Raw genomic sequence first — 26,215 nt, forward strand, 5'->3', positions numbered from 1 at the left:
GCCACCTTTCACCGTTACGGAGCCGTAGATGGACACTCCTCCCCGTCGCAAGAAAAGCGCGCGTTTCGTCGAGATCGCCGAGCTGGCCGGCGTCAGCGTCGCCACCGTGGACCGGGTGCTGAACGAGCGCGGTAGCGTGTCGGTGCGGGCGCGGGCACAGGTGGTGGCGGCAGCGCGGCAGCTGGGCGTGCCGCGCCTGCTGCCGGACACCCGCCACGGGTTGATCCACATCGACATCGTGCTGCCGGACAACCGCTCGCCGTTCTTCCAGCGTCTCAATCTGGCGCTGCAGCGCGGGGTGGCGATGCTGGACAAGCGGCTGGTGGTGCACCGGCTGTGGACGCCGGACCAGGACGAGGCGGCGCTGCTGCGCGCCATCACCCAGCGCCGCCACCAGCGCCAGGCGCTGATCGTGGCGGCGCCGGATACGCCGGCGGTGCGAGAGGCACTGCAGCAGGCGCGCGCGCGCGGCGAGCACATTGCCATGGTGGTGACGCGGGTGGACGAGGTGCCGGACGCGGCTTACGTCGGCATCGACAACTACGCCGCCGGCCGCACCGCCGGCTATTTGCTGGGGCGCTTGTGCCGCAAGGTTGGCCGCATCCTGCTGCTAAGTAGCCGCCGCGACTACCGCGGCCACCTCGAACGCAGCCGTGGCTGCCGCGAGGTGCTGGCGGCACAGTTTCCGGAGCTGGAGTGCGATGCCCATAGCAGCGAAACCCACGACGACCCGGACAAGTGCTACTGGGCGGTGAGCCAGGCCTTCCAGCGCGGTGACGTGATTGCCGGCATCTACAATACCGGTGCCGGCTCGCCCGGCATCGAGGCGGCGCTGCGGCGCTTTGCGCTGGACAAGGTGTGCTGGGTGACGCACGAGATTTCCGACGACCACCGTCTGTACATGCAGCAGGGGCTGCTGGACGTGGTGATCGACCAGGACCCGGACACTCAGGCCATCCGCGCGCTGCAGCATGTGCTGGCGGCGCTGGAGATGGCGCCGGCGGATGCCGCCGTCTCGCTGGCCGGCGAGTTCCGGCTGTATCTGCCGGAGAACATGGGGCAGCAGCCGTATCTGGGCTGATGGCCGGCGGCGGGCGCTGACGTGATCAGCATTGCGAAATTAATTTCTATCAATTTAAATTTAAGAAAATATTTTGCAAAAAGGCGCCGTTCCTATATCGTGAGCAGGTAGCCGCACGCTGACGGCGGCGTAACGGCCCACGGCAGGCCGCATGGACAAGGAGACAAAGGTGAAGACAGTACGCTTGACGGTGGCCCAGGCGCTGGTGCGCTATCTGGCCGCGCAGTATGTGGTGGCCGAAGACGGCACGCGCGAGCAGCTTTTTGGCGGGGTGTGGGCCATTTTCGGCCACGGCAACGTGGCGGGCCTCGGCGAGGCGCTGTACACGATGCGCGATGCGCTGCCCACCTTCCGCGCCCACAACGAGCAGGGCATGGCGCTGGCCGCCGCCGCCTATGCCAAGGCGCACTTCCGCCGCCGCATGATGGCGGTGACCACCTCGATCGGCCCCGGCTGCAACAACCTGGTGACCGCCGCGGCCACCGCGCACGTCAACCGTCTGCCGATGCTGCTGCTGCCGGGCGACATCTTCATCACCCGCGCGCCGGACCCGGTGCTGCAGCAGGTGGAAGACTTCCACGACGGCGGTGTCTCCGCCGCCGATACCCTGCGCCCGGTGTCGCGCTATTTCGACCGCATCGTGGTACCGGAGCAGCTGCTGACTGCGCTGCCGCGCGCCATCGCCTACCTCACCGACCCGGCGCTGTGCGGCCCGGTGACGCTGGCGCTGCCGCAGGACGTGCAGGTGCTGGCGCATGACTGGCCGGAATCGTTCTTTAACGAACGCACCATCCGTTTCCGTCAGCCGCCGGCCGAAGCCGCCGAAGTGGCGGAACTGGCCGCGATCCTGAAAAGCGCCAAGCGGCCGCTGATCGTCACCGGTGGCGGCGTGCTGTACAGCCAGGGCGGCGTGGCCGCACTGCGCCAGTTTGCCGACAAGCACGGCATCCCGGTGGGCGAGACCCACGGCGGCAAGGGCGCGCTGGCGTGGGATTACCCGCTGCTGGCCGGCTCCATCGGCGTCACCGGCTCGCCGGCGGCCAATGCGCTGGCGCAGGATGCCGACGTGGTGCTGGCGGTCGGCACCCGGCTGCAGGATTTCACCACTGGCTCGCACACGCTGTACGCGCAGGCCAGACTGCTGTCGATCAACGTCAATACCTTCGACGCCATCAAGTGGGGCGGCTGCAGCATCCAGGCTGACGCCACGGCCGGCCTGACGGCACTGAGTGCCGAGCTTGGCGACTGGCACAGCGAGGCGGCGTGGGACACGCAGGCACGGCGGCTGTGCGATGCCTGGCGCCGCCAGGTGGCGGAGATCGTGGTCAGCCCGCGCGCGTCGCTGCCGACCTACGCCGAAGCCATCGGCGCGGTGCAGGCGTCGGCGGCCAACTCTGCCGCCAACGACATCGTGGTGTGCGCGGCGGGCACCTTGCCGGCCGAGCTGCACAAGCTGTGGCGCACCAGCCGCCCCGGTGGCTACCACATGGAATACGGTTACTCCTGCATGGGCTACGAAGTGGCTGGCGGCCTGGGCGCCAAGATGGCGCAGCCTGAGCGCGAGGTGATCGTGATGGTGGGCGACGGCAGCTACATGATGCTCAACAACGAGCTGGCCACCTCGGTGATGCTGGGGCACAAGATCATCGTGGTGCTGCTGGACAACGCCGGCTACGCCTGCATCAACCGTCTGCAACAGGCCTGCGGCGGCGCGCAGTTCAACAATATGTACGAGCACTGCCTGACCGGGCCGGACGGCGCGCCGAGCATCGATTTCGAGATGAACGCGCGCTCGCTGGGCGCGGCGGCGGAAACGGTGCGCACGGTGGCGGAGCTGGAAGCGGCGATGCAGCGCGCGCGCGCATCGAGCAAGAGCTATCTGATCAGCCTGCAGGTGGACGGCCCGCAGTGCACGCCGGAAGGCGGCAGCTGGTGGCAGGTGGGTATTCCGCAGGTGTCGGAGCGCAGCGAGGTGAACGCGGCGCGCGAACGCTACGAGGAGGCGGTGCGGCAACAGCGCGTCTGAGTGTGCTTTTGACCGTCAGCGGCTGATGGTGCTTTTGTCCTGCTAAGCGGGCCGCCCAGTGATGGGCGGCCCGCTTGTTTTTTGCGGCCAAGCCTGGCGGCACAGGGTTGGCCGCAAGGGCTGGCCGTGACGGCGGCGGGTGACAGCTCGCCGTGCGGCACCCGCTGGCCATGCGCTGCCGTGGTGCCCGCACGTGGCCGGAAGTGACGGTTTTCTGCCGCCGGGCGCCGCTGCCGGCGGGTGCACCGCCGGATGCCCGAAGCATGGTGTGGTAGCTTTGTAGAAATAAATTTCTACTTAAATTTTTATGTGAAATTTTATTTGCAATTGTCGGCAGCAACACTTATCTTAGCAATACGGATTTGCCGAAGACGCCGCTGGAGTTGCTCGCAACTGACACGGCACTCAACGGCCCGGTAGCAAATCAAAAAAACACAGGAGACACACCGATGAAACGTATTACCAAGCTTGCTGGTTCTGCTGTATTCGTTGCACTGGCCACCGCCGCCATGCCTGCCTCTGCCGCCAAGATCGGCGTCACCATGTCGACCTTTGACGACAACTTCCTGACCGTGCTGCGCAACGGCATGAAGGCCCACGCCGGTAGCCAGAAGGATGTCAGCGTCCAGTTTGAAGATGCGCAGAACGACATCGGTCGTCAGATCTCCCAGGTACAGAACTTCATCGCCCAGCGCGTGGACGCCATCGTGGTGAACGTGGTGGATACCGAAGTGAGCCCGAAGATTTCCAAGATGGTGTCGGCTGCCGGCATCCCGCTGGTGTACGTGAACCGCCTGCCGGCCGACCGCGTGCTGCCGGCCAAGGTGGCGTTTGTCGGTTCCAACGAGATTGACTCCGGCACCCAGCAGATGAAAGAGGTGTGCCGCCTGATGAACGGCAAGGGCAACATCGTGGTGATGATGGGTGACCTGTCCAACCAGGCTGCGCGCATGCGCACCAAGGACGTGGAAGACGTGATCGCCACCCCGGCCTGCAAGGGCATCAAGATCGTGGAGAAGCAGACCGCGAAGTGGTCGCGCACCGAAGGCCGCGACCTGATGATGAACTGGCTCAGCGCCGGCGTGAAATTTGACGCCGTGGTGTCCAACAACGACGAAATGGCACTGGGCGCGATCCAGGCGCTGAAGTCCGCCAAACGCCTGAACGGCACCATCGTCGCCGGCGTGGATGCCACCCGCGACGCGCTGACCGCGATGAAGGCCGGCGAACTGAAAGTCACCGTGTTCCAGAACGCCGCCGGCCAGGGCCGTGGTGCCATCGACACCGCGCTGAAGCTGGTGCGTGGCGAGAAGGTACCTCAGGTCAACAATATTCCGTTCGAGCTGGTGACCCCGGCCAACCTGAAGTCCTACGAAGCGCGTAACTGATTGTCTGTGTTGCCGCGGCGGGGGCAGGCGACCCGCTGCGGCGCTGCAAAGGAACACGAGTCATGTTGAGTTTAGCACCAGAGAAAGTTGTCGCCGCGGCTGCCGAGGCCGCCGCAACATCACAGCCGGAAGCGACCCTGCTGATCGAAGTGGAAGGTGTCCGCAAGACGTTTCCGGGTGTGGTGGCGCTGGACAATGCCTCCTTCCGCCTGCGTCCGGGTACCGTGCACGCGCTGATGGGCGAAAACGGCGCCGGCAAATCCACGCTGATGAAAATCCTGGCCGGGGTGCACGAGCCGGACAAGGGCGTGTTCCGCCTGCGTGGCCGCGACATCGCGCTGACGTCGCCGCTGGATGCGCTGGAGCACGGCATCGCCATGATCCATCAGGAACTGAACCTGATGCCGTACATGAGCGTGGCGGAAAACATCTGGATCCGCCGCGAGCCGCTGAACCGTCTGGGCATGGTCGATCATGGCCGCATGAACCAGATGACGCGCGAGCTGCTGCAACAACTGTCCATCGAGCTGGATCCGGAAAGCAACATCATCGACCTCAGCATTTCCAGCCGCCAGATGGTGGAAATCGCCAAGGCGGTGTCCTACGACTCCGACGTGCTGATCATGGACGAGCCGACCTCGGCGCTGACCGAGCACGAGGTGTCGCACCTGTTCCGCATCATTCGCGAGCTGCGCGCGGCGGGCAAGGGCATCATCTACATCACCCACAAGATGAACGAGCTGGCGGAGATCGCCGACGAAGTCACCGTATTCCGTGACGGCCGTTTCATCGGCTGCAAGCAGGCCGAGCGCCTGGAACGCGACGAGATCATCAGCATGATGGTTGGCCGCGAGATCACCGAGATGTTCCCCAAGGAGCCCGCCAAGATCGGCGACGTGGCGCTGTCGGTACGGGGCCTGACCCTGGACGGCGTGTTCAGCGACGTGAGCTTCGAGGTGCGCCAGGGCGAGATTCTCGGAGTCGCCGGCCTGATCGGCTCCGGCCGCAGCAATGTGGCGGAGACGCTGTTCGGGGTGACCCCGGCCAGCGCCGGCAGCATCACCATTTTCGGCAAGGAGGTGGCGGTCGATTCGCCGCAGGTGGCGATGGCACAGGGCATGGCCTTCCTCACCGAAGACCGCAAGGACACCGGCTGTTTCCTCAACCTCAGCATCCTGGAGAACATGCAGATCTCGGTGCTGAACGACGAACACCTCACTGCCGGTTTCGTGCACCAGAAGACGATCGACCAGCTGTGCGAAAGCATGGCGGCGACGCTGCGGGTGAAGGCACCGGGGCTGTACGAGCGGGTGGAGAACCTGTCCGGCGGCAACCAGCAGAAGGTGCTGATCGGCCGCTGGCTGCTGACCAACCCGCGCATCCTGATCCTGGACGAACCGACCCGCGGCATCGACGTCGGCGCCAAGGCCGAGATCCACCGCCTGATTTCCAAGCTGGCGGGGCAGGGCGTGGCGGTGATCATGATCTCGTCGGAATTGCCGGAAGTGCTGGGCATGAGCGACCGCATCATGGTGATGCACGGCGGCCGGGTGACCGGCATCCTCGATCGTGCCGATGCCGACCAGGTCAGCATCATGCAACTGGCCGCCAGCTAAAGCGCCAGCACAACGCTAACAGCAGTAAGCACTGTCACAGTGCCACAAGACAAACATGGAGGATGGAACGATGGCTATCGCGAATACCGGCACGATCGACAAGCTCGACAAAGGGCCGCTGAGCAAATTCAGGATCCCTGCCGAAGCACGTATTTTCATGGTGCTGCTCGGTGTGGCGCTGATTTTTGAAATTCTGGGCTGGTTCCTGGTTGGTCAAAGCTTTCTGGCCAACAAGGAACGCCTGCTGGTGATGATCCTGCAGGTGTCGGTGATCGGCATCATCGCGGTGGGGGTGACCCAGATCATCATCATGGGCGGCATTGACCTGTCGTCCGGCTCGGTGGTGGCGCTCACCGCCATGGTGTCGGCCAGTCTGGCGCAAACCTCGGAATTCGGCCGCGCGGTGTTTCCGTCGCTGACCGACCTGCCGATGGTGGTGCCGCTGCTGTCCGGCCTGGTGGTGGGGCTGGCTTGTGGCCTGCTCAACGGCTTCGTGATTGCCAAGACCGCGATCCCGCCATTCATCGCGACACTGGGTCTGATGGTGACCGCCCGCGGCCTGGCCAAGTGGTATACCGAAGGCGAACCGATCAGCATGCTGTCCGACAGCTACGCCGAAATCGGCAGCGGCGTGACGCCAGTCCTGATCTTCCTCGGTGTGGCCGCGCTGTTCCACGTGATCCTCAGCTACACCCGCTACGGCAAGTACACCTACGCCATCGGTGCCAACCGCGCCGCGGCACGGGTGTCCGGCATCAACGTTGCCCGCCATCTGGTGGTGGTGTACGCGGTGGCCGGTCTGCTGTCGGGCCTCGCCGGGGTGGTGACCTCCTCCCGCGCCGTGTCCGGTCAGGCTGGCATGGGCATGATGTACGAACTGGATGCGATTGCGGCGGCGGTCATCGGTGGCACCTCGCTCAACGGCGGCCTCGGCAAGATTACCGGTACCGTGATCGGTGTGCTGATCCTCGGGGTGGTGACCTCCGGCTTCACCTTCCTGCGCATCGACGCCTACTATCAGGAAATCGTCAAAGGTGTGATCATCGTGGTGGCGGTGGTAGCCGACCAGTATCGTCAGCGTCATCGTCGCAGCTGATTGCTTTCTCCAGGGTTGGCCGCAGTGTGCGGCCAACCTTGTACGCGGCCCGGGCTTCCCGGGCCTTTGTCATTGGTGCACCCCGCCGCGGCGGGGTTTTTGCGGGTAAGTGTTCTTGGATCAGGCAAGGGTAGGCAAGGTGGCGGCGGCGGATGCGGTGCTGCTACTGGTGACGTTGCTGGCGGCGACCGGCTGGCTGTTTTCGAAACAGGTGTTGCAGCATCTGCCGCCGCTGCTGTTCATGAGCCTGCGCTTCGGCGTGGCCGGCCTGCTGTTGCTCTTGTTGTGCCGCTGGCGCGGCGCCTTGCTGCCGTCGCGGGCGCTGCGTCCGGCACTGGGCTGCGGCCTGCTGTTCGGGGTGTCGATGATGCTGTGGATCAAGGGGCTGCAGCACAGCAGCAACCTCGGTGTGGCGGCCTTCATCTGCAGCATGGGCGTGGTACTGGCGCCGTTTGCCAGCCGCCTGCTGCTGGGCACGCAGCTGAGCCGGGCGGCGTGGCTGTCGATGGCGCTGGCGGGCTTGGGCATGGCCTGCATGTCGCTGCGCGCCGGCGGCGGCCTGCACGCGTCGGACTGGCTGTTCCTGGCGTTCGCGCTGTGTTCCGCCGCCTATCTCAGCCTCAACAGCCATTTCATGGCGCTGGTGCCGGCGTTGCCGGCCACCGCGCTGCAGCTGCTGGTGGTGGCGGTGCTGTGTCTGCTGGGGAGTGTGCTGAGCGAGGCGTGGTCGCTGCCGGCGCTGCTGGCCAGCTGGCACTGGCTGCTGGCCAGCATCCTGCTGGCGACCTGTCTGCGCTTTTTGCTGCAGAACTGGGGGCAGGGCAAGATGCCGATCGCCAGGGCCGCCTTCATCCTGCTGCTGGAGCCGGTGTGGACGGCGCTGCTGGCCAGCTGGTGGTTCGGTTCGGTGATGACGGGGCTGCAGTGGCTAGGCGCCGGCCTGATCCTGGCCGCCATCCTGGTCAGTCGTCATAAGCCCCGGCGTCCTGCGTCTCTTCAATCACCAGTTCCAGCCGGTAAGACAGGGCAATGAACAGCGCCTGGCACAGGCTGATGGTGCTGCTCATCGAGCGGAAGGCGAAGGCGGTGCCTTCCTTGACCGTCAGCACGGTGCTGGCGTTGCGCGCCAGCGGGCTCATCTTGCTGTCGCTGATCACCAGCAGCTTGGCCTTGTTCTGTGCCGCCACGCGTGCGCAGTAGCGGGTCTCGCGGCCGTAGGGCTGGAAGCTGATCGCGATCATCAGGTCGTTTTCGCGGATGCTGCGCACCTGGTCGTGGTACATGCCGCCGAGGCCGGAGATCAGGTGCACCCGCTTCTGGGTGTGCTGCAGCGCGTAGCAGACGTAGGACGCGATCGGGAACATGCGGCGCACGCCGACCACGTAGATGTTTTCCGCCTTGTACAGCAGCTCCACCGCGGCGTCGATCGCCGCCGGGTCCAGCGACTGGCTCAGCTCTTCCAGCCCCTGCTGGCAGGCGGAGAGGAAGCTCTGCGTCAGCTCGGTATTGCTCAGCGGTGTGTTCTGGCTGGCAATCACGGTGCGGATGCGCTTCTGGTAGTTGTTGACGTTGCCCTGCGCCGGCGCGAACGAGTCGCGGAACAGCGCCTGCATGTCACTGAAACCACTGAAGCCGAAGCGTTGCGCAAAGCGCACGATGGCGGATGGCTGCACCTCGCAGGCCTGGGCGATGTCGGTAATGCGCTCCAGCACCAGCGTCGGGCGGTGTTCCTCGATGTACTTGGCGATGACTTTTAGTTGCTTGCTGAGGCCTTCGTACTCCTCAGAAATGCGCTGCATGAGTTGATCGGCAGTGATTCCGTTGCTCATATGCTGTTTTGACCTTGTAGGTTGACCATTACATCTTAAAACGAAAGCTGACGTTTTGAAAAAAATATTTCAGAAATTAATTTCTAGTAGAAAATAAATACGAAAAAAAAGTTGCATTCGTGGCGGGGCAGGATTAATCTTGTTGCAAGACAGTAGCCAACGGCGACCTCCGCCGCGGAGATGCCGGAGCCGGCGTCACTGACCTTCTGAAACCAACGGAATGGACACCATGCAAAACCAGACATCCTTTGCACCCGACCGTAACCTCGACGTGATTTGCCTGGGGCGACTGGCAGTTGACCTGTACGCCCGCCAGCTGGGTGCACGTCTGGAGGATGCGAGCAGCTTTGCCAAATACCTTGGTGGTTCCTCTGCCAATATCGCCTTCGGTACCGCCCGTCTGGGGCTGAAGTCGGCGATGCTGTCGCGGGTTGGCGACGAGCAGATGGGGCGCTTCCTGCTGGAAACGCTGGAGAAGGAAGGCTGTGACATCAGCCAGGTGAAGACCGACCCGCAGCGGCTGACCGGCGTGGTGCTGCTCGGCATCAAGGACCGCGACACCTTTCCGCTGCTGTTCTACCGCGAGAACTGCGCCGACATGGCGCTGTGCGAAGACGACATCGACGAAGCCTTCATCGCCAGCAGCAAGAGCCTGCTGATCACCGGCACCCACCTGTCCACCGAGAAGGTCAACGCCGCCAGCCGCAAGGCGCTCGGCTTTGCCCGCAAGCACAATGTGCGCACCGTGCTGGACATCGACTACCGCCCGGTGCTGTGGGGCCTGACCGGCCGCGGCGACGGCGAGCAGCGTTTCATTGCCGATGATGCCGTCAGCACCCACCTGCAATCGGTGCTGCCGCTGTTCGACCTGATTGTCGGCACCGAAGAAGAATTCCTGATCGCCGGTGGCAAGCCGGCGCTGCTGGACTGCCTGCAAGTGGTGCGCCAGCTGGCGCCGCAGGCGGTGCTGGTGGTCAAGCGCGGCCCGCTGGGCTGCGCGGTGATCGACGGCGACATCCCGGCCGACATCGACGATGCATTCACCATCAGCGGTGCGCAGGTGGAAGTGATGAACGTGCTGGGTGCCGGCGATGCCTTCCTGTCCGGCTTCCTGTCGGCGTGGCTGCGGGGCGAGGACTACGCCAGCTGCTGCCGCCGTGCCAATGCCTGCGGCGCGCTGGTGGTGTCGCGCCACGGCTGCTCGGCGGCGATGCCGACCCCGGCGGAACTGGACTACTTCCTGGGCCTGGCGGTGACGCCGCTGCGTCCGGCAGAAGACCCGACCCTGGCCCGGCTGCACCGTGTCAGCGTCAAGCGCAAGCAGTGGGACAACCTGTGCGTGTTCGCCTTTGACCACCGCAACCAGTTCTTCGAGCTGGCACGGCAGAACGGCGTGCCGGAGAGCCGCATCTCGCAGCTGAAAACGCTGCTGGTGCAGGCGGTGGCGCAGACCGAGGCCGCCAGCGGCCTGCAGGGGCGCACCGGCATCCTGGTCGACGACCGCTACGGCGAGGACGCGATGTACGCCGCCACCGGTCGCGGCTGGTGGATCGGCCGCCCGATCGAACTGCCCGGCTCCAACCCGCTGGAATTCGACCACGGCCGCGCGCTGGCGGCACGGCTGGAAATCTGGCCGCAGGAACACATCATCAAGTGCCTGGTGCAGTACCACCCGGACGACGAAGTCGGCAACCGTCTGGAGCAGGAGGCGCAGGTGCGCGCCGTGTACCAGATGGCGCAGCTCAGCGGCCACGAGCTGCTGCTGGAGGTGATTCCGTCCAGGAAGCTGCCGCAGCAGCCGGACACCGTGCTGCGCGCGCTGAAGCGCTTCTACAACCTCGGCATCTACCCGGAATGGTGGAAGCTGGAGTCGATGAGCGCCGAGCAGTGGCAGGACATCGACAACCTGCTGGAGCAGCGCGATCCGTACTGCCGCGGCGTGGTGCTGCTGGGCCTGAACGCGCCGGTGGGCGAGTTGCGCAAGGGCTTCGAGCAGGCGCGGGACAGTCGCAGCTGCCGTGGCTTCATGGTTGGCCGCACCCTGTTCCAGGAGCCGTCGCAGCGCTGGCTGGCCGGCGAGATCGATGATGCCGGCCTGATCGCCGCCGCCCGTCACAACTTTGAAACCCTGATCGACATCTGGCAGGCGCAACGGCGCCAGGCCCAGAAGTAAGCACGCCACCACGGCAGCCAATGACAACAGCAAGCAAAGACACGGACAACACTATGACTTCCACTTTCAAGGTAAAGATCGGCATCAACCCGATTTCCTGGTGCAACGATGACCTGCCGTCGCTGGGCGGTGAAACCACGCTGGATACCATCCTGCGCGAAGGCAGCGAGATCGGTTACCAGGGCTTCGAGCTGGGCAACAAGTTTCCGCGTACCGCGACGGAACTGAAGGCGGCGCTGGTGCCGTACGGCGTGGAGTGCGTGTCCGGCTGGTACTCCGGCTATCTGGCCGAGCGCTCCGCCGAGGAAGAAATCGCCGCGGTGGAAGGCCATCTGAGCCTGCTGGTGGAAAGCGGCTGCCAGGTGATGGTGTATGGCGAGGTGGGCGGCTCCATCCAGGGCCAGATCGGCACCGCACTGTACAAGCGGCCAACCTTTACCAGCGAGGAAGCGTGGCAGCAGTACGCCGCCAAGCTGAACACCTTTGCCGCCCACCTGGCGTCGCGCGGCATCAAGCTGGCCTACCACCACCACATGGGTGCGTTCGTGGAAACGCCGGCCGACGTGGACAAGCTGATGGCGCTGACCAGCCCGGACGTGGGCCTGCTGTTCGATACCGGCCACATGTACTTTGCCGGCGGCGATCCGCTGACCGAGCTGAACAAGCACATCGACCGCGTGGTGCACGTGCACTGCAAGGACGTGCGCGCCGAAGTGCTGCGCCGCGCCCGCAACGGCAGCTGGAGCTTCCTGCAGTCGGTACTCAATGGTGCCTTTACCGTGCCGGGTGACGGCGACATCCAGTTCGGGCCGATCCTCGCGCGTCTGGCGCAGCACGGTTACCAGGGCTGGCTGGTGGTGGAAGCGGAGCAGGACCCGACCATCGCACCGAGCTACGAATACGCGCAAAAAGGCTTCAATACCCTGTCCGGGCTGGTTGCCGGCCTGTCCTGAGGAGAAAAGGCATGAATTTGCTGGTTAAGGCAGACCAGGCAGGCAAGCCGCTGGTGGAGGTGACTCCGGCGTCGGCAGGCTGGACCCACGTCGGTTTTCGCGCCGTCAGGTTGGCCGCGCAGGAACGCGAAGTGTGGCAGCAGCCGGGCCGCGAGTGCTGTGTGGTGATTCTGGCCGGCAAGGCCAGCGTCAAGGTGGGCGAGCAGCAGTGGACGCACCTGGGCGAGCGCCACAGCGTGTTCGACGACATGGCACCATACGCGGTGTACGCACCACCGGGCGTAGCGGTGGAAGTGACCGCCGAGAGCGCCGCCGAGGTGGCGTTCTGCTCGGCGCCGTCTGCCGGCAACCATCCGGCACGGCTGATCACCCCGGACAGCATGCAGCGCAGTGTGCGCGGCAAGGACGCCAATACCCGCTACGTCACCGACATCCTGCCGCAGACCGCGCCGGCCGACGGCCTGCTGGTGGTGGAGGTGCGTACCCCGTCCGGCCACTCTTCCAGCTACCCGCCGCACAAGCACGACCGCGACGCGCTGCCGGAAGAAAGCGTGCTGGAAGAAACCTACTATCACCGGCTGAATCCGGCGCAGGGCTTTGCCTTCCAGCGCGTGTACACCGACGACCGCCGCATCGACCAGTCGATGGCGGTGGAAGACCACGACGTGGTGATGGTGCCGGAAGGCTACCACCCGGTGTCCGTGCCCTACGGCTACGAGTCCTACTACCTCAACGTGATGGCCGGGCCGAAGCGCGAATGGTGCTTCAAGAACGATCCGGCGCACGAGTGGATCATCGCCAAGCCGTAAACCGAACCCCCACGACCCAGAACAGACCACAGGCAGACCCGCACGCGGGCTGCCGGGGCAGAGCATTGCCCGCCAGCACAGGACAAACGACATGAACCGCATCCTCAGCCACTTCATCAACGGCCAGCAAACCGCCGGTCACAGCAGCCGCACCAGCACGGTGTACAACCCGGCCACCGGTCAGGCGCAAGCCGACGTGCTGCTGGCCGACAACGCCGATGTCAACGCCGCCGTCGCCGCCGCCAAGGCCGCCTTCCCGGCCTGGGCCGATACCTCGCCGCTGCGCCGCTCCCGCGTGATGTTCAAGTTCAAGGAATTGCTGGAAGCGCGCCAGCACGAGCTGGCCGCCATCATCTCCAGCGAGCACGGCAAGGTGCACTCCGATGCGCTGGGCGAAGTCGCCCGCGGCCTGGAGGTGGTGGAATTCGCCTGCGGCATCCCGCAGCTGCTGAAGGGCGAGTACACCGAACAGGTTGGCCGCGGCATCGACGCCTGGAGCATGCGCCAGCCGCTGGGCGTGGTCGCCGGCATCACGCCGTTCAACTTCCCGGCGATGGTGCCGATGTGGATGTTCCCGGTGGCGCTGGCCTGCGGCAACTGCTTCATCCTGAAGCCGTCGGAGCGTGACCCGTCGGCGGCGCTGCTGATTGCCGAGCTGCTGAAAGAAGCCGGCCTGCCGGACGGCGTGTTCGGCGTGCTGCAGGGCGACAAGCTGGCGGTGGACGGGCTGCTGACCCACCCGGACGTGGCGGCGGTGAGCTTCGTCGGCTCCACCCCGATCGCGCAGTACATCTACGAAACCGGCGCCCGCCACGGCAAGCGCGTGCAGGCACTGGGCGGCGCCAAGAACCACATGGTGGTGATGCCGGACGCCGATCTGGAACAGACCGTGGACGCGCTGATGGGCGCCGCCTACGGCTCCGCCGGCGAGCGCTGCATGGCGATCTCGGTGGCGGTGGCGGTGGGCAATGTCGCCGACGCGCTGGTGGAAAAACTGGCGACCCGTCTCAAGACGCTGAAAGTCGGCCCCGGCAACGATCCGCAGTCGGAAATGGGCCCGCTGGTGACACGCACCCATCTCGACAAGGTCAGCGGCTATATCGCTCGCGGTGTGGAAGAGGGCGCCAAGCTGGTGGTGGATGGCCGCGGCCTGAGCGTGCCAGGCTGCGAGGACGGTTTCTTCCTTGGCGGCTGCCTGTTCGACAACGTCACCACCGACATGGTCGTCTACCAGGAAGAAATCTTCGGGCCGGTGCTGTGTGTGGTGCGCGTCGACAGCTTCAACGAAGCGGTGCAGATGATCAACAACCACGCCTTCGGCAACGGCACCGCCATCTTTACCCGCGACGGCGATTCGGCGCGCGAATTCGTGCACCGCATCCAGGTCGGCATGGTCGGCATCAACGTGCCACTGCCGGTGCCGATGGCGTTCCACAGCTTCGGCGGCTGGAAAGCGTCGCTGTTCGGCGACCACCACATGCACGGTCCGGAAGGGGTGCGTTTCTATACCCGCATGAAGGCGGTTACCAGCCGCTGGCCAACCGGCATCCGCGCCGGCGCCGAATTCGCGATGCCCACGATGAAGTAAGACGGACGCAACTCTCCCAAGGCGTTTGTGTTTTTGCCACCCTGCGGGGTGGCTATTTTTTTCACTGCGGTGCCAGCCGGCAACGGCCGGGGCACGCGACAGGGCCGCGACACGACGGCGCGTGCCAACGCACCGTCGCCATGCCTTGGCATATGAAAGGCGGAAGCCATGTTCGCTGACTTGCTACCGGCAGCCATTGCCGCCGTGCTGCTGATGGGGCTGAGCAAGAGTGGCTTTGCCAATGGCTTCGGGGCCTTTGCCACGCCGCTGATGGCGCTGGCGATGCCGATCACGCAGGCGGCGGCGGTCATGCTGCCCTTGCTGCTGGTGATGGATCTGGTCAGCGTGTTTTCGCTGCGCAAATCAGTGGATGGCGCGGTGCTGAAGCACTGCCTGCCGACGGGGGTGTGCGGCGTGCTGCTGGGCTGGCTGCTGCTCAGTGTGGTGAGCCTTGCCGTGGTGTCGGTGCTGGTCGGCGCCATGACCTTGTGTTTCCTGCTGCAGCGGCTGCTGCCCGTCGGGGGGATCGATTGGCGCTGGCGCCCGCTCGCCTGGCTGATGTCGGCGCTATCGGGTTTTGCCAGCTTTATCTGCCATGCGGGCGGGCCGCCGATGATGATGTACTGCCTGGCGCGTAATATGGCCCCCAGCCATCTGGCCGGCACCAGTGCGGTGTTCTTTTTCGTGGTGAATGCCATGAAGTGGCCGTTGTACTACCAGATGAACCTGCTCTCCAGCGGCAATATGCACATGGCGCTGGCGCTGCTGCCGGTTGGCATCGCGGGGGTGCTGCTGGGGGTCTACCTGGCGGGCTGCCTGCAACGGCAGTGGTTCTATCGGGTGTCGTATGCCGGCCTGTTGCTGGCCGGGGTCAAGCTGATCGTCGATGGCGCCCAGCGCTGGTAGCCTGCAGCTCGGTCATCGGCGGCCGTTGCCGGCCGTGTTTCCGCCACGCCTTGGCCCGGCGCCGCACTGGCGCGGCTAGGTCGAGCCGCGAATGATCAGTTCGCCGGGGAGATTAATCGAGCGCGCTTCGCTGCGGCCCTTCAGCATGGCGATCAGCGTCGCGACCATCTCCTGCAGCGGCTGGCGGTAGCTGGTCAGGTTGAACGACGGCGTGGCCGCCAGCTCGTCGCCGTCGTAACCGACGATGGCCAGGTCCTGCGGTACGCGCAGGCCGAATTCGTGTCTGGCGGTTTCGATGACGCCGATCGCCAGCGCGTCGTTTTCACACATCAGCACGTCGATGCGCTCGGCCGCCGGAGTCTGCTGCAGGTAGGCGCGCAGCACTTGTGCCGCCGCACGGTGGTCGTAGCTGCCGGCGGCCAGCTCCGGCACCGTGGTGCCGGCTTGCTGCTGCCAGAACGCCATGAAGTGGTTCTTGCGCCCCAGTGCGGTGGACAGCGAGCGCGGCCCGGACATGAAGCCGGGGCGGCGGTAGCCGCGCTGCCACAGGTGCTGATTGATCGCCGCCATCGATATCCTGGCGTCGCAGGACACCGCCGGGATGTGCGCGATGGTGCTTTCCCGCGCCAGCACATACAGCGGCGGGCGCGAGGCGGGCAGGGTCGATAGCTTCAGCGCCTCGTCCTTGAAGTCGGTGCCGACCAGGATCACCGCGTCCACCTGGCGCTGGTCGGCATCCAGGATGGCGGACAGGTGGTCGAAGTGCTGGTTGATGTTGATCAGCACCGCGGCCATCTGCTCGGCCTGCAGCGCCTGGGTCAGCACTTCCAGCACCGGCAGTTTGTAGCTGTTGGCAAAGTCGTCGACCAGTATCGCCACCAGATTGGTGGTCTTGGTCGCCAGGCTGCGCGCCAGCAGGTTGGGGCGGTAGCCCAGCTTGGCGGCTTCCTGCAGCACGCGTTCGCGACTGTGCTCGGCGATGGATGCGCCGGGGGTGAAGGCACGCGTCACCGTCCATTTCGACACGCCGGCGGCCAGGGCCACGTCTGCTGCCGTCGCGCGGCTGGGTTTGCTCATGAAGTCTCCTTGGAAAATATTTTCCAATTTTAATTAAAATTAAAAAAATTTTCTTGACTTTGTTTATGGCGAGCTACTACTGTAACGTCAATGTAACCGGTAGCAAAGCGAAGACGGCAAGCTGGTGACGGAGTCCTCATCCAAGCCGTCCTTTTTTGAGCAGCAATTGCAACCGGTAGCATTAGTGGCAAAGGGAAGGCGGGCAGCTGGTCATGGTCAGGCGTTCCCCTTTTCTATGCATCGTTTTGCAACCGGTAGCAAAGTGCGGTCGCAATGCATGGATGCCGCGGCAGACACAACAAAACCCACATGGAGATTGAGATGAGCAGTCAGGATCAGCAGCAAGCCAGCCCGTTCACGCTGGCGGTATGTGCCGAAATGGTGTTTCGCGATTTACCCATCGTGGAGCGTATTCACCGCATTCACGACCTGGGCTTCCAGGTGGAAATCTGGGACTGGACCCGCCACGACATCGATGCGCTGGTGCGTACCGGCGCCACCTTCTCCTCGATGACCGGCTACATCCGCGGCACGCTGGCCGACGCTGCCGGTGCCGAGCAGCTGCTGCACACCGCGCGCGAATCGATCCCGGTGGCCAAGGCGCTGGGCATTCCGCGGCTGAATCTGCACGGCACCGGGCTGGACAACAAGGGCCTGCCGGTGCAGCCGGCGCACCACGTCAGCGGCGCCATGTGGCTGCAGGCGCGCGACACCCTCAATCAGCTGGCGGACTTGGGCGAGCGCGAAGGGGTGACCTTCGTGCTGGAAAACCTGAATACCGCGGTGGATCACCCCGGCGTGCCGTTTGCCCGCGCCGAAGACTGCCTGGCGCTGGTGGCGGCGGTGAATCGCCCCGGCCTCAAGCTGATGCTGGACCTGTACCACGCCCAGATCGGCGAGGGCAACCTGATCGAGCTGCTGCACAAGTGTGCGCCGCATATCGGCGAAATCCAGGTCGCCGACGTACCCGGCCGCTGCGAGCCGGGTACCGGCGAGATCAACTATCCGGCCATCGCCCGGGCGCTGCAGGCGCTGGGCTACCGCGGCAGTATCGGCCTGGAAGCGTTTGCCTCCGGCGACGACGAGCTGGCGCTGCGCCGTTTCCGCGACGCCTTCACGCTGCCGGCCTGAGCCAGCTGCTGCATTCATCCCCCACAACATAAGGAGTGAGACATGTCTTCCACCAAACCTGTCGCCGTGGCGCTGATTGGCGCCGGCCGCATCGGCGCCTCGCATGCCGAGATCGTTGCCCGCCGCCTGAAAAACGCCACCCTGGCCGCCATCGCCGACCCGGCGCCCGGTGCCGCCGCGAAGTTGGCCGACAAGCTGGAATGCCCGCTGGCCTACACCGATGTCGATGAGCTGCTGGCCAACCCGGCGATCGAGGCGGTGATCATCGCCTCGCCGGCGCGCTTCCACACCAATCTGGCGGTAGCCGCCGCCCGTGCCGGCAAGGCGGTGTTCTGCGAGAAGCCGATGGCGCTGACGCTGGCGGACGCCGAGCTGGCCATCGCCGCGGCGCGCGAAGCCGGCGTGCCGCTGCAGGTGGGTTTCAACCGCCGCTGGGACCGCGCCTTTGCCGAGGGTAAGGCGGCGATCGAGGCCGGCAAGGTCGGCACGCCGCAGCTGCTGCGCTCGCTGACCCGCGACCCGGGCCCGTTTGGCGCCGATCCGGCGCGCATCCCGCCGTGGACGGTGTTCTTCGAAACCCTGATCCACGACTTCGATACCCTGCTGTGGCTGAACGCCGACGCCCGGGCGACCGAGGTGTACGCGGTGGCCGATGCGCTGGTGCGCCCGGATTTCAAGGATCAAGGCCTGCTGGATACCGCGGTGGTCACCATCCGCTTTGACAACGGCGCGGTGGCGGTGGCGGAGGCCAACTTCAGCGCGCTGTACGGCTACGACATCCGCGGTGAAGTGTTCGGCTCCGGCGGCATGGTCACCATGGGCGACGTGCGCCGCTCCAGCATGACGCTGTTTGACAAGGATGGCGTCTCCAACGACACCTGGCGGCTGGACACCGACCATTTCATCGACGGCTACACCGCCGAGCTGCACGCCTTCGTCGCCTCGGTGCGCAGCGGTCGCAATAGCGGCCCGGACGGGGCGGATGCCAAGGCGGCGCTGGAAATCGCGCTGGCCTGCATTGTCTCGGTGACCGAGCGCCGTCCGGTGGCGCTGGCCGACATCCGCGAACAGGTGGCGGCAATCCGGCAGTGATGAACAACCGGCCGCGGCAGATGTGCAGCGGGCGCCGTGCCGCGGCCCTAAGGCAACAGCAGTCTGAAACAGCGTCATTTTCCGGCTGTCTTCCTGAGGGGAGACGGCAGGTATCGGTGGTATTAATAAAACACAGGAGATACACCAATGAAACGTTTCATCAAGCATGCAGGTTCGGTAGTGCTGGTTTCCCTTGCCATGCAGGCCATGCCGGCCTCCGCCGCCCGGCTGGGCGTGACCATGGCTACCTTCGACAACAATTTCCTGACCATTCTGCGCAACAACATGAAGAGTTACGCCGCCAGCCAGAAGGGGGTGAACCTGCAGCTGGAGGACGCGCAGAATGACGTTGGCCGCCAGATCAGCCAGGTGCAGAATTTCATCGCGCAGAAGGTGGACGCCATCGTGGTCAGCGCGGTGGATACCAGCACCACGCCCAAGATCACCAAGCTGGCGCAGGCGGCCGGCATCCCGCTGGTGTTCGTCAACCGCATGCCCACCGACAAGACCCTGCCGCCGAAAGTGGCGTTTGTCGGCTCGGATGACTCGGTGTCCGGCACCATTCAGATGAAAGAGGTGTGCCGCCAGCTCAACGGCAAGGGCAGCGTGGTGATCATGATGGGCGACCTGGCCACGCAGGAGGCGCGGCTGCGCACCAAGTACGCGGAAGAGGTGATGGCCAAGGCGCCGTGCAACGGCATCAAGGTGGTGGAAAAGCAGACCGCCAAGTGGTCGCGTACCGAAGGCCGCGATCTGGTGATGAACTGGATGACCGCCGGCCTGAAGTTCGATGCCGTAGTGGCCAACAACGACGAAATGGCGCTGGGCGCGATCCAGGCGCTGAAGTCTTCCGGCAAGCTGGACAAGACCGTGGTCGCCGGCATCGACGCCACTCAGGATGCGCTGAACGCGATGAAGACTGGCGACATGAAGGTAACGGTATTCCAGGACGCCGCAGCCCAGGGCAAGGGCGCGGTGGATGCGGCGATCCGGCTGGCGGCCGGCGAGAAGGTGCCCAGCATGATCTGGGTGCCGTACGAGCTGGTGACCGCGGCCAATTACAAGAACTATCAGAGTCGTAATTGACGAGCGGCGCCAGGCCCGCCCGCGCGGCGGCTGGTGCTGGTGTCGTCAGCAGTTGTTGTCTCCCGCTTGGTAAGCCTGGGCACCCCGATGGGGTGCCCTTTTTTGCGGGTGCCGACGTCCGCGCTGGCGCCAGCATCTGGCCCGCCGCTTGGTCGCCCGCGTCGTGCGGCGGGATGCGGTGGCCGTTGCGGCGCGGTGACAGGCCGGCCGGGCTTGTCGGCCCAGGTTCGCTACACGTTGGCCGGGGTGTAGGTGATGAACGGCAGGCTGTTCTGCAGCGAGCCGCGCGCCGCCTTGTCCTGAATGGCGGCCACCATCGCCTCCACCAGCCGGCTGGCCAGCCACTCCTGCGGATGCGACAGCACCATGTTGATGCGCCGCTCAATCAGCGCCTGCCGCGTCACCGCGGTCAGGTCCAGGCACACCGTCACCAGCCCCGGCGGCGGATTGCCGTCCTTCAGCGCCTGCAGCACGCCCTCTATGCCGCCGCCGGCGATATAAATGCCGGTCAGGTCCGGGTGCTGCTTCAGCAGCTCCAGCGTTGCCGACTGCGCCAGGTGGATGTCTTCCAGGCTGATCAGCGTTTCCAGCACCTGGAACTGCGGCGCGAACTCGCGGAAATAGGAGCGGAAGCTCATCTCGCTCTGCTCCTGGCACAGGTAGCGGTGGCTGCCGACGATCACCCCCACCTTGCCCGGCGCCGGGCTGATGGTGGAAATGGCCCACGCCGCGGTGCGGCCAACCTTGCGGTGGTCGATGCCGACATAGCCGCTGCAGCTGACGGCGGTGAGGTCGGAAATCAGCGCGAACACCGGGATGCCGCGCGCCGTGATGTCGTCGATGGCCTGGCTGACCAGCGGGTGATCGGCCGCCACCAGCGCAATGGCGTCCACCTTCTTGCCCAGCTCGTACAGCTTGGCCACCACGTGTTCCGGGGTCAGCTCGTCCAGAAACGCCACCAGCGCCTTGCCGGCGGGCTGCATTTGCGTCCGGGTCGTCGCCTCCAGCACGCTACCCAGCTCGCTGTAGAAGTGGGTGCTGCTCTTTTGCAGGATAAAGCCCAGCCGGTAGCCGGCGGTGCGCTCGTCCAGCCGGTCGCGGATCAGGCTGGCGCGGCGAAAGCCCAGCTTCTCGGCCGCCGCCAGCACCCGCTCCGCCGTCTCCTGGCTGACGCTGGCGCGCTTGTTGATCACCCGGTCCACCGTGGCCAGCCCCACCCCGGCCTCTCTGGCCACATCCGTCATTGTCGGACCCATGCCGCTGCCCTCCATCATGAGGTTTTTTATCAAAGCCATCACAGGATGTTGTGATAGCGGCTGATGCAAAATGAGGCATCAGGATTGTGCCTTTCACGTTGCTGATTATACTCGATTTACCGAGCAAAAGCCTTGATCGGCAACAAGTTGTCGCGGCCGCTTCATCTAGACAAACAAACACAGGAGGATGATGAAAAATGATAAAAAACATGAAAGCACGGGACTACAGTCTCGAAGGGCCGTGCGGCCAAGAAGCCGCCGCCAAAGGGCTGGTCTCGGCACAGTGGTTTGCCTGCCAGGTAGACCGCAAGCAGATGAAGCAGCTGATGCAGCGCGACGACTGGCAGGCGCTGAAATACCTGGGCAGCTGGCTGGCGTTGCTGCTCGGCAGCGGCGTGCTGGCCTACCACGCCTGGGGCACACCGTGGGCGGTGCCGGCCTTCCTGCTGTACGGGCTGCTGTATTCCGCCGGCGAGCACGGCTCGCACGAGCTGTCGCACGGCACACCGTTCCGCAGCGGCTGGCTGAACACCTTCTTCTTCCAGCTCACCTCCTTCCTGGCGCTGCATGAAACCGTGTTCTGGCGCTGGAGCCACGCCCGCCACCATACCGACACCATCATCGTCGGCAACGACCGCGAAATCGCCTTTCCGCGCCCGGTAAAACTGGCCGGGCTATTCGCCGACTTCTTCTTCCTCAAGTCCGGCAGCATCGAATTGCTGCGCACCATCCGCCACGCCTTCGGCAGCGTCAGCAGCGCCACCCGCTCCTTCGTGCCGGCGTCCGAGGTTGGCCGCATGATCCGCGCCAGCCAGGTGTACACGCTGATCTTCGCCGCCACCATCGCCGCCTGCATCTACAGCGGCAGCATCCTGCCGGCAATGTTCATCGTGCTGCCGCGCTTCTACGGCTCGCCGCTGACCCAGGTGTTCAACATCACCCAGCACGCTGGCCTGGCCGAGGACGTGCTGGACCACCGCCTGAACACCCGTACAGTGATCTTTAACCCGCTGTTCGCCTTCCTGTACATGAAGATGAACTACCACGTGGAGCACCACATGTTCCCGATGGTGCCGTTCTACAACCTGCCCAAGCTGCACGCGCTGATCAAGGACCAGTGCCCGCCGGCCCACCCCGGCCTGGCCGACGCCTACCGCGAGATCATTCCGGCGCTGTGGCGCCAGCGCAGCGACCCCGGCTACACCATCCCGCGCCAGCTGCCGCCACTGCCTGCCAGTCACGGCGTTGCGGCCAACCCTGAAGCCGTACGCAGCTACGCCTGAACACCGACAACAGCGCCGGCCCGCGCCGGCGACACCCACCCCGAGGAGCCCCACCATGAGCCACTGGACCGCCGCCTGTGATGTCGATGACATCGAGCAGGAAGACGTACTGCGCTTCGACCACGCCGGCCGCACCTATGCCATCTACCGCGCGCCGGATGACCAGTTCTACGCCACCGCCGGCACCTGCACCCACGAGAAGGTGCACCTGGCCGACGGCCTGGTGATGGACCACATCATCGAATGCCCGAAGCACAACGGCCGCTTCGACTACCGCAGCGGCAAGGCGCTGGGCGCGCCGGTGTGTGTCAACCTGCAGACCTACCCGGTCAAGCTGGAAGGCGGCCGGGTGTGGATTGCGCTGGCCGATGCCTGAACGGAGCCGCACCATGAGCCATCCCGCCCCCATCATCATCGTCGGTGCCGGCCATGCCGGCGGCCGCGCCGCGCTGGCGCTGCGCGAACAGGGCTACGCCGGCCGCCTGCTGCTGATCGGCGACGAGCCGCACCTGCCGTACGAGCGTCCGGCGCTGTCCAAGCAGCTGCTGCTGGACAGTCAGCCGGCGGACGCCTGCCACATCGGCTGCGCCGAGCAGTACCAGGCACAAGCCATCGAGCGGCTGGCCGGCGTGCGCGTCGCCGCCATCCAGCCGCAAGCGCGGCGCATTTGCCTGCACGACGGCCGCGAGCTGGATTACCACCGGTTGCTGCTGGCCACCGGCGGCCGCGCGCGCCAGACCAGCTTGCCGGGAGCTGATCTCGCCGGCGTGCAGCTGCTGCGCACGCTGGACGACGCCGCCGCGCTGCGGCCACGGCTACAGGCCGGGCAGCGGCTGCTGGTAGTGGGCGGCGGCTTCATCGGGCTGGAAGTGGCCGCCAGCGCGCGGCAGCTGGGCTGCGCAGTGACGGTGCTGGAAGCCGGCGACAGGTTGGCCGCACGCGCCTTGCCGCCGCTGATTTCCGAAAAACTGCTGGCGCTGCACCGCGCACGTGGCGTGGAAGTGCGCCTTGGCTGCCAGATCGCGGCTTTCCGCGGCGACGGCAGCGTCAGCGCGGTAGAGCTGGCCGATGGCGAGCTGCTGGCCTGCGACACGGTGCTGGTCGGCATCGGCATCCAGCCCAACACCGAGCTGGCCGCCGCCGCCGGGCTGGCGGTGGGCAACGGCATCCGCGTCGATGCCCGGCTGCGCACCAGCGACGCGCAGATCTACGCGGTGGGCGACGCCTGCGAGTTTCCCTGTCCCGTCAGCGGCCAGCCGCAGCGGCTGGAAACCTGGCGCAACGCCGAGGAACAGGGCCGCCACGTGGCGCGCACCCTGCTGGGCGCCGACGACGCCTATGCCGCGCTGCCGTGGTTCTGGTCCGACCAGTTCGACCACAGCCTGCAACTGGCCGGCCAGCTGCAGGCTGCGGCCAACTGTGTGACCCGTGCGCTGCCGGATGACGGCGTGCTGCTGTTCTACCTCGATGCGGCGGAGCGCCTGCAGGGCGCCTGCGGCTGGGGTGCCGGCAACAGCATCGCCCGCGACATCAAGCTGGCGGAGATGCTGATCCGCAGCGGCAAGGCGCTGCCCGCCGCCGCGCTGGCCGACCCGGCCTGCAGCCTGAAATCCCTGCTCAAAGGAGTGACCAGTGTCTAAGCCGTTGCTGATCTTTCAATCGATGTGGGCGATGGAAGGCATCCATCCCCACGGCCACACCGCCAGCGTGGAGGACAACCTGCAGCAGCTGGCCGCCGCCGGCTTCGACGGCTTTACCGACCACTACTACCGGCGCGCTCACGTGCAGCGGCTGGCGGCCAGCGCCCGGGAGCTGGGCCTGCAGGCCGAGGGCCAGGTGTTCCCCACCGACATCGACGGCCTGCAGCCGGCGCTGGAGCTGGGTAGCGAGTTTGGCTGCCACCACATCACCATCCAGGCCGACCTGCGCCCGCGCACGCTGCGCGAGGCGATCCGCGTGCTGGAAGGCTGGCAGCGGCTGGCGGAGCAGGTGGACTTCCCGGTGCTGGTGGAAACCCACCGCTACCGGCTGACCAACGACCTGCTGTTCACGCTGGACGTGCTAGAGCAGCTGCCCGACCTCAAGCTGCTGGCCGACCTGTCGCACTACGTGGTGGCGCGCGAGCTGCCACTGCCGCCGGCAGCGGCGGATCAGCAGCAGATGCACACCATTCTGGATCACAGCTGGGGCTTTCACGGCCGGGTGTCCAACGGCCACCAGGTGCAGGTGCCGCTGCGCTTTGCCCAGCACCAGCCGTGGCTGCAGCAGTTCCAGCACTGGTGGCGCTACGGCATGCACAGCTGGCGAGCGCGCGCGGCGGCGGGTGACACGCTGTCGTTCACCTGCGAGCTGGGGCCGGCGCCGTATGCCATTACCGGTGCCGACGGGCTGGACATCACCGACCGCTGGCAGGAGTCGCTGCAGCTGAAAGCTATCGTCCAGCAACTGTGGCGGGAGGTGGCGGTGTAGCGGGGCAGGCCAGGGTGTCATCGGCCTGCCGCAGGTCTATGAGTCATCACCCTCAGGCCGGGGCCGGCAGTTTGCCGGCCCTGGCGTTTGCTGCGTAGCGTCAGTCCGGTGGCGCTTTCTGGGTTAGCGGTTTGCGGCGCTAGCGCACCGTCTTCATGCGTGCCACCGCCTCGGCCAGGCGGTCAATACCGGTGGTGTAGGCGACGCGCACATAGCTGCCGGCGCGGTTGTTGCCGAAGTCCGCCCCCGGTGTGATCGCCACCTTGACCTCGTCCAGCATGCGCTGGCAGTAGGCAAAGCTGTCGGGCGTCACCGCCGACACATCTGCGTAGACGTAGAAGGCGCCATCCGGCACCGCGTCGATGCGCCAGCCCAGCGTCGGCAACACCTGCAGCAGGAAATCCCGCCGCCGGCCAAATTCGGCGCGGCGGCTTTCCAGGACGTCCAGCACCGCCGGCTGGAACGCCGCCAGCGCGGCGTGCTGCGCCGCCGCTGGCGGGCACAGGAACAGGTTCTGCGCCAGTCGGATCGCCGGCTCGACATAGGCTGGTGGCACCACCAGCCAGCCCAGTCGCCAGCCGGTCATCTGGAAATATTTGGAGAAGCTGTTGATCACGAAGGCGTCGTCTGCCAGTTGCAAGGCCGAGAACGAATCGGCGCCATAGGTCAGCCCCTGGTAGATCTCGTCCACGATCAGTGCACCGCCACGGGCGCGACAGCGCTCGGCCAGCGCGGCGATCTCGTCGCGGCTGAGCACGGTGCCGGTCGGGTTGGCCGGTGTGGCCACCATCGCCGCCACCGTGTTCGGCTGCCAGTTGGCGTCCAGCTCGTCGGCCAGCAACTGGTAACGCGTCGCAGCGCCGACCGGCACCGCCTGCGGCACGCCGCCGAGCAGGCTGACGAAGTGGCGGTTGCACGGGTAGGTCGGATCGGCCATCAGCACACCGTCTCCCTCGTCCACCAGCAGCGACAAGGCAATCTGCAGCGCGCCGGACGCACCCGGCGTGACGATGATGCGCTCCGGCGCCACCGTCACACCGAAGCGCGACTGGTAGAACGCGGCAATCGCCTGGCGCAGCTCGGCCAGTCCCTGCGCCGCGGTGTAATAGGTATGTCCCGCCGCCAGCGCCGCACGTCCGGCATCGACGATGGCCTGCGGCGTGGCGAAGTCCGGCTCGCCCACTTCCAGGTGGATCACATCATGACCGGCCGTCTGCAAGGCGCGGGCCTTTTCCAGAATCGCCATCACCTGGAACGGGGCAATGGCAGACAGGCGTTTTGACAGTTTCACGGCAATCCCTTTGTTGAAGTTATCGACGCGCAGCACGGCGCATCATCGACAGCCAGTATGCCGCA

The 26,215-nt window shown here is 65.7% G+C and carries 22 protein-coding genes; 18 read left to right on the forward strand and 4 right to left on the reverse strand.

What is annotated here, in order from left to right; genetic code table 11:
* Positions 1 to 28 precede the first annotated feature (28 nt).
* The 6 genes from PQU89_RS01505 (at position 29) to PQU89_RS01530 (ending at position 8,240) form a co-directional block, all read left to right on the forward strand.
* Positions 29 to 1,081, forward strand: a complete 1,053-nt coding sequence (locus tag PQU89_RS01505) for a LacI family DNA-binding transcriptional regulator (RefSeq protein WP_272764289.1) — start codon at positions 29 to 31, stop codon at positions 1,079 to 1,081.
* Between the two features lie 169 nt (positions 1,082 to 1,250).
* Entirely contained in the window at positions 1,251 to 3,107 is a 1,857-nt protein-coding gene (gene iolD / locus PQU89_RS01510; RefSeq protein ID WP_272764290.1) for a 3D-(3,5/4)-trihydroxycyclohexane-1,2-dione acylhydrolase (decyclizing), read from the forward strand.
* A gap of 449 nt (positions 3,108 to 3,556) precedes the next feature.
* Positions 3,557 to 4,495: a sugar ABC transporter substrate-binding protein gene (locus PQU89_RS01515; protein ID WP_272764291.1), complete on the forward strand. Its 939-nt coding sequence runs from the start codon at positions 3,557 to 3,559 to the stop codon at positions 4,493 to 4,495.
* 62 nt (positions 4,496 to 4,557) lie between these two features.
* Positions 4,558 to 6,111: a sugar ABC transporter ATP-binding protein gene (locus PQU89_RS01520; protein WP_272764292.1), complete on the forward strand. Its 1,554-nt coding sequence runs from the start codon at positions 4,558 to 4,560 to the stop codon at positions 6,109 to 6,111.
* A gap of 70 nt (positions 6,112 to 6,181) precedes the next feature.
* On the forward strand, positions 6,182 to 7,207 hold the full coding sequence (locus PQU89_RS01525; RefSeq protein WP_272764293.1) for an ABC transporter permease: 1,026 nt from the start codon (positions 6,182 to 6,184) through the stop codon (positions 7,205 to 7,207).
* 115 nt (positions 7,208 to 7,322) lie between these two features.
* A complete protein-coding gene (locus PQU89_RS01530; protein WP_272764294.1) occupies positions 7,323 to 8,240 on the forward strand; it encodes a DMT family transporter in 918 nt (305 codons plus the stop codon).
* On the opposite strand, the gene PQU89_RS01535 is transcribed toward PQU89_RS01530, so the two are convergent.
* Positions 8,170 to 9,006: a MurR/RpiR family transcriptional regulator gene (locus tag PQU89_RS01535; RefSeq protein WP_272764295.1), complete on the reverse strand. Its 837-nt coding sequence runs from the start codon at positions 9,004 to 9,006 to the stop codon at positions 8,170 to 8,172. The two genes, PQU89_RS01530 and PQU89_RS01535, sit on opposite strands and share 71 nt — an antisense overlap.
* A gap of 259 nt (positions 9,007 to 9,265) precedes the next feature.
* On the opposite strand from PQU89_RS01535, the gene PQU89_RS01540 reads away from it, so the two are divergent.
* From PQU89_RS01540 to PQU89_RS01560, 5 genes are all read left to right on the forward strand, one after another.
* Positions 9,266 to 11,209: a bifunctional 5-dehydro-2-deoxygluconokinase/5-dehydro-2-deoxyphosphogluconate aldolase gene (locus tag PQU89_RS01540; protein WP_272764296.1), complete on the forward strand. Its 1,944-nt coding sequence runs from the start codon at positions 9,266 to 9,268 to the stop codon at positions 11,207 to 11,209.
* Between the two features lie 53 nt (positions 11,210 to 11,262).
* Positions 11,263 to 12,162 carry a myo-inosose-2 dehydratase gene (iolE, locus tag PQU89_RS01545; RefSeq protein WP_272764297.1) on the forward strand — a complete coding sequence of 300 codons (900 nt, stop codon included), beginning with the start codon at positions 11,263 to 11,265 and terminating at the stop codon, positions 12,160 to 12,162.
* Between the two features lie 11 nt (positions 12,163 to 12,173).
* Complete coding sequence (iolB, locus tag PQU89_RS01550) at positions 12,174 to 12,971, forward strand: 5-deoxy-glucuronate isomerase (protein WP_272764298.1); 798 nt, start codon at positions 12,174 to 12,176, stop codon at positions 12,969 to 12,971.
* A gap of 91 nt (positions 12,972 to 13,062) precedes the next feature.
* Positions 13,063 to 14,559: a CoA-acylating methylmalonate-semialdehyde dehydrogenase gene (locus PQU89_RS01555; protein ID WP_189372378.1), complete on the forward strand. Its 1,497-nt coding sequence runs from the start codon at positions 13,063 to 13,065 to the stop codon at positions 14,557 to 14,559.
* A 168-nt stretch (positions 14,560 to 14,727) separates the two neighbouring features.
* Complete coding sequence (locus tag PQU89_RS01560) at positions 14,728 to 15,465, forward strand: sulfite exporter TauE/SafE family protein (RefSeq protein ID WP_272764299.1); 738 nt, start codon at positions 14,728 to 14,730, stop codon at positions 15,463 to 15,465.
* Positions 15,466 to 15,540: 75 nt separating this feature from the next.
* On the opposite strand, the gene PQU89_RS01565 is transcribed toward PQU89_RS01560, so the two are convergent.
* The gene (locus PQU89_RS01565; protein WP_272764300.1) at positions 15,541 to 16,542 is read right to left on the reverse strand and encodes a LacI family DNA-binding transcriptional regulator; all 1,002 of its coding nucleotides are present in this window, start codon (positions 16,540 to 16,542) and stop codon (positions 15,541 to 15,543) included.
* A gap of 321 nt (positions 16,543 to 16,863) precedes the next feature.
* Between PQU89_RS01565 and PQU89_RS01570 the strand changes: the two genes are divergently transcribed.
* The 3 genes from PQU89_RS01570 to PQU89_RS01580 all read left to right on the forward strand — a co-directional run bounded on the left by PQU89_RS01570 (position 16,864) and on the right by PQU89_RS01580 (position 19,851).
* Positions 16,864 to 17,673 (forward strand): TIM barrel protein, encoded by an 810-nt coding sequence (locus PQU89_RS01570; protein WP_189372383.1) that lies wholly within the window; start codon positions 16,864 to 16,866, stop codon positions 17,671 to 17,673.
* Between the two features lie 42 nt (positions 17,674 to 17,715).
* Positions 17,716 to 18,765: a Gfo/Idh/MocA family oxidoreductase gene (locus PQU89_RS01575; RefSeq protein ID WP_272764301.1), complete on the forward strand. Its 1,050-nt coding sequence runs from the start codon at positions 17,716 to 17,718 to the stop codon at positions 18,763 to 18,765.
* A gap of 147 nt (positions 18,766 to 18,912) precedes the next feature.
* A complete protein-coding gene (locus PQU89_RS01580) occupies positions 18,913 to 19,851 on the forward strand; it encodes a sugar ABC transporter substrate-binding protein (protein WP_272764302.1) in 939 nt (312 codons plus the stop codon).
* A gap of 230 nt (positions 19,852 to 20,081) precedes the next feature.
* Here the strand turns inward: PQU89_RS01580 and PQU89_RS01585 are convergent, their stop codons facing one another.
* Positions 20,082 to 21,107, reverse strand: a complete 1,026-nt coding sequence (locus PQU89_RS01585) for a LacI family DNA-binding transcriptional regulator (protein WP_272764303.1) — start codon at positions 21,105 to 21,107, stop codon at positions 20,082 to 20,084.
* Positions 21,108 to 21,316: 209 nt separating this feature from the next.
* On the opposite strand from PQU89_RS01585, the gene PQU89_RS01590 reads away from it, so the two are divergent.
* From PQU89_RS01590 to PQU89_RS01605, 4 genes are read left to right on the forward strand one after another with little or no spacing between them, the layout of a single operon-like run.
* Entirely contained in the window at positions 21,317 to 22,390 is a 1,074-nt protein-coding gene (locus PQU89_RS01590; protein WP_272764304.1) for a fatty acid desaturase, read from the forward strand.
* 55 nt (positions 22,391 to 22,445) lie between these two features.
* A complete protein-coding gene (locus tag PQU89_RS01595) occupies positions 22,446 to 22,766 on the forward strand; it encodes a MocE family 2Fe-2S type ferredoxin (protein ID WP_272764305.1) in 321 nt (106 codons plus the stop codon).
* A 13-nt stretch (positions 22,767 to 22,779) separates the two neighbouring features.
* Positions 22,780 to 24,030 carry an NAD(P)/FAD-dependent oxidoreductase gene (locus PQU89_RS01600; protein ID WP_272764306.1) on the forward strand — a complete coding sequence of 417 codons (1,251 nt, stop codon included), beginning with the start codon at positions 22,780 to 22,782 and terminating at the stop codon, positions 24,028 to 24,030.
* On the forward strand, positions 24,023 to 24,859 hold the full coding sequence (locus PQU89_RS01605) for a sugar phosphate isomerase/epimerase family protein (RefSeq protein WP_272764307.1): 837 nt from the start codon (positions 24,023 to 24,025) through the stop codon (positions 24,857 to 24,859). The genes PQU89_RS01600 and PQU89_RS01605 overlap by 8 nt, the downstream gene beginning before the upstream one ends.
* A gap of 139 nt (positions 24,860 to 24,998) precedes the next feature.
* Here the strand turns inward: PQU89_RS01605 and PQU89_RS01610 are convergent, their stop codons facing one another.
* Positions 24,999 to 26,150: a pyridoxal phosphate-dependent aminotransferase gene (locus PQU89_RS01610; RefSeq protein WP_272764308.1), complete on the reverse strand. Its 1,152-nt coding sequence runs from the start codon at positions 26,148 to 26,150 to the stop codon at positions 24,999 to 25,001.
* Between the last annotated feature and the right edge of the window lie 65 nt (positions 26,151 to 26,215).

Origin of the sequence: Vogesella indigofera (assembly GCF_028548395.1) — a bacterium.
Lineage (GTDB): Bacteria > Pseudomonadota > Gammaproteobacteria > Burkholderiales > Chromobacteriaceae > Vogesella > Vogesella indigofera_A.

What these genes read in the sequence shown, in the direction of transcription:
- PQU89_RS01585 (WP_272764303.1), bottom strand. Translation starts at nt 21,107, where the DNA reads ATGGGTCCGACAATGACGGATGTGGCCAGAGAGGCCGGGGTGGGGCTG.
- PQU89_RS01565 (WP_272764300.1), bottom strand. Translation starts at nt 16,542, where the DNA reads ATGAGCAAACCCAGCCGCGCGACGGCAGCAGACGTGGCCCTGGCCGCC.
- PQU89_RS01560 (WP_272764299.1), top strand. Translation starts at nt 14,728, where the DNA reads ATGTTCGCTGACTTGCTACCGGCAGCCATTGCCGCCGTGCTGCTGATG.
- PQU89_RS01575 (WP_272764301.1), top strand. Translation starts at nt 17,716, where the DNA reads ATGTCTTCCACCAAACCTGTCGCCGTGGCGCTGATTGGCGCCGGCCGC.
- iolE (WP_272764297.1), top strand. Translation starts at nt 11,263, where the DNA reads ATGACTTCCACTTTCAAGGTAAAGATCGGCATCAACCCGATTTCCTGG.
- PQU89_RS01590 (WP_272764304.1), top strand. Translation starts at nt 21,317, where the DNA reads ATGAAAGCACGGGACTACAGTCTCGAAGGGCCGTGCGGCCAAGAAGCC.
- PQU89_RS01600 (WP_272764306.1), top strand. Translation starts at nt 22,780, where the DNA reads ATGAGCCATCCCGCCCCCATCATCATCGTCGGTGCCGGCCATGCCGGC.
- PQU89_RS01555 (WP_189372378.1), top strand. Translation starts at nt 13,063, where the DNA reads ATGAACCGCATCCTCAGCCACTTCATCAACGGCCAGCAAACCGCCGGT.
- PQU89_RS01520 (WP_272764292.1), top strand. Translation starts at nt 4,558, where the DNA reads ATGTTGAGTTTAGCACCAGAGAAAGTTGTCGCCGCGGCTGCCGAGGCC.
- PQU89_RS01580 (WP_272764302.1), top strand. Translation starts at nt 18,913, where the DNA reads ATGAAACGTTTCATCAAGCATGCAGGTTCGGTAGTGCTGGTTTCCCTT.
- PQU89_RS01570 (WP_189372383.1), top strand. Translation starts at nt 16,864, where the DNA reads ATGAGCAGTCAGGATCAGCAGCAAGCCAGCCCGTTCACGCTGGCGGTA.
- PQU89_RS01595 (WP_272764305.1), top strand. Translation starts at nt 22,446, where the DNA reads ATGAGCCACTGGACCGCCGCCTGTGATGTCGATGACATCGAGCAGGAA.
- PQU89_RS01540 (WP_272764296.1), top strand. Translation starts at nt 9,266, where the DNA reads ATGCAAAACCAGACATCCTTTGCACCCGACCGTAACCTCGACGTGATT.
- PQU89_RS01525 (WP_272764293.1), top strand. Translation starts at nt 6,182, where the DNA reads ATGGCTATCGCGAATACCGGCACGATCGACAAGCTCGACAAAGGGCCG.
- PQU89_RS01535 (WP_272764295.1), bottom strand. Translation starts at nt 9,006, where the DNA reads ATGCAGCGCATTTCTGAGGAGTACGAAGGCCTCAGCAAGCAACTAAAA.
- PQU89_RS01505 (WP_272764289.1), top strand. Translation starts at nt 29, where the DNA reads ATGGACACTCCTCCCCGTCGCAAGAAAAGCGCGCGTTTCGTCGAGATC.
- PQU89_RS01515 (WP_272764291.1), top strand. Translation starts at nt 3,557, where the DNA reads ATGAAACGTATTACCAAGCTTGCTGGTTCTGCTGTATTCGTTGCACTG.
- iolB (WP_272764298.1), top strand. Translation starts at nt 12,174, where the DNA reads ATGAATTTGCTGGTTAAGGCAGACCAGGCAGGCAAGCCGCTGGTGGAG.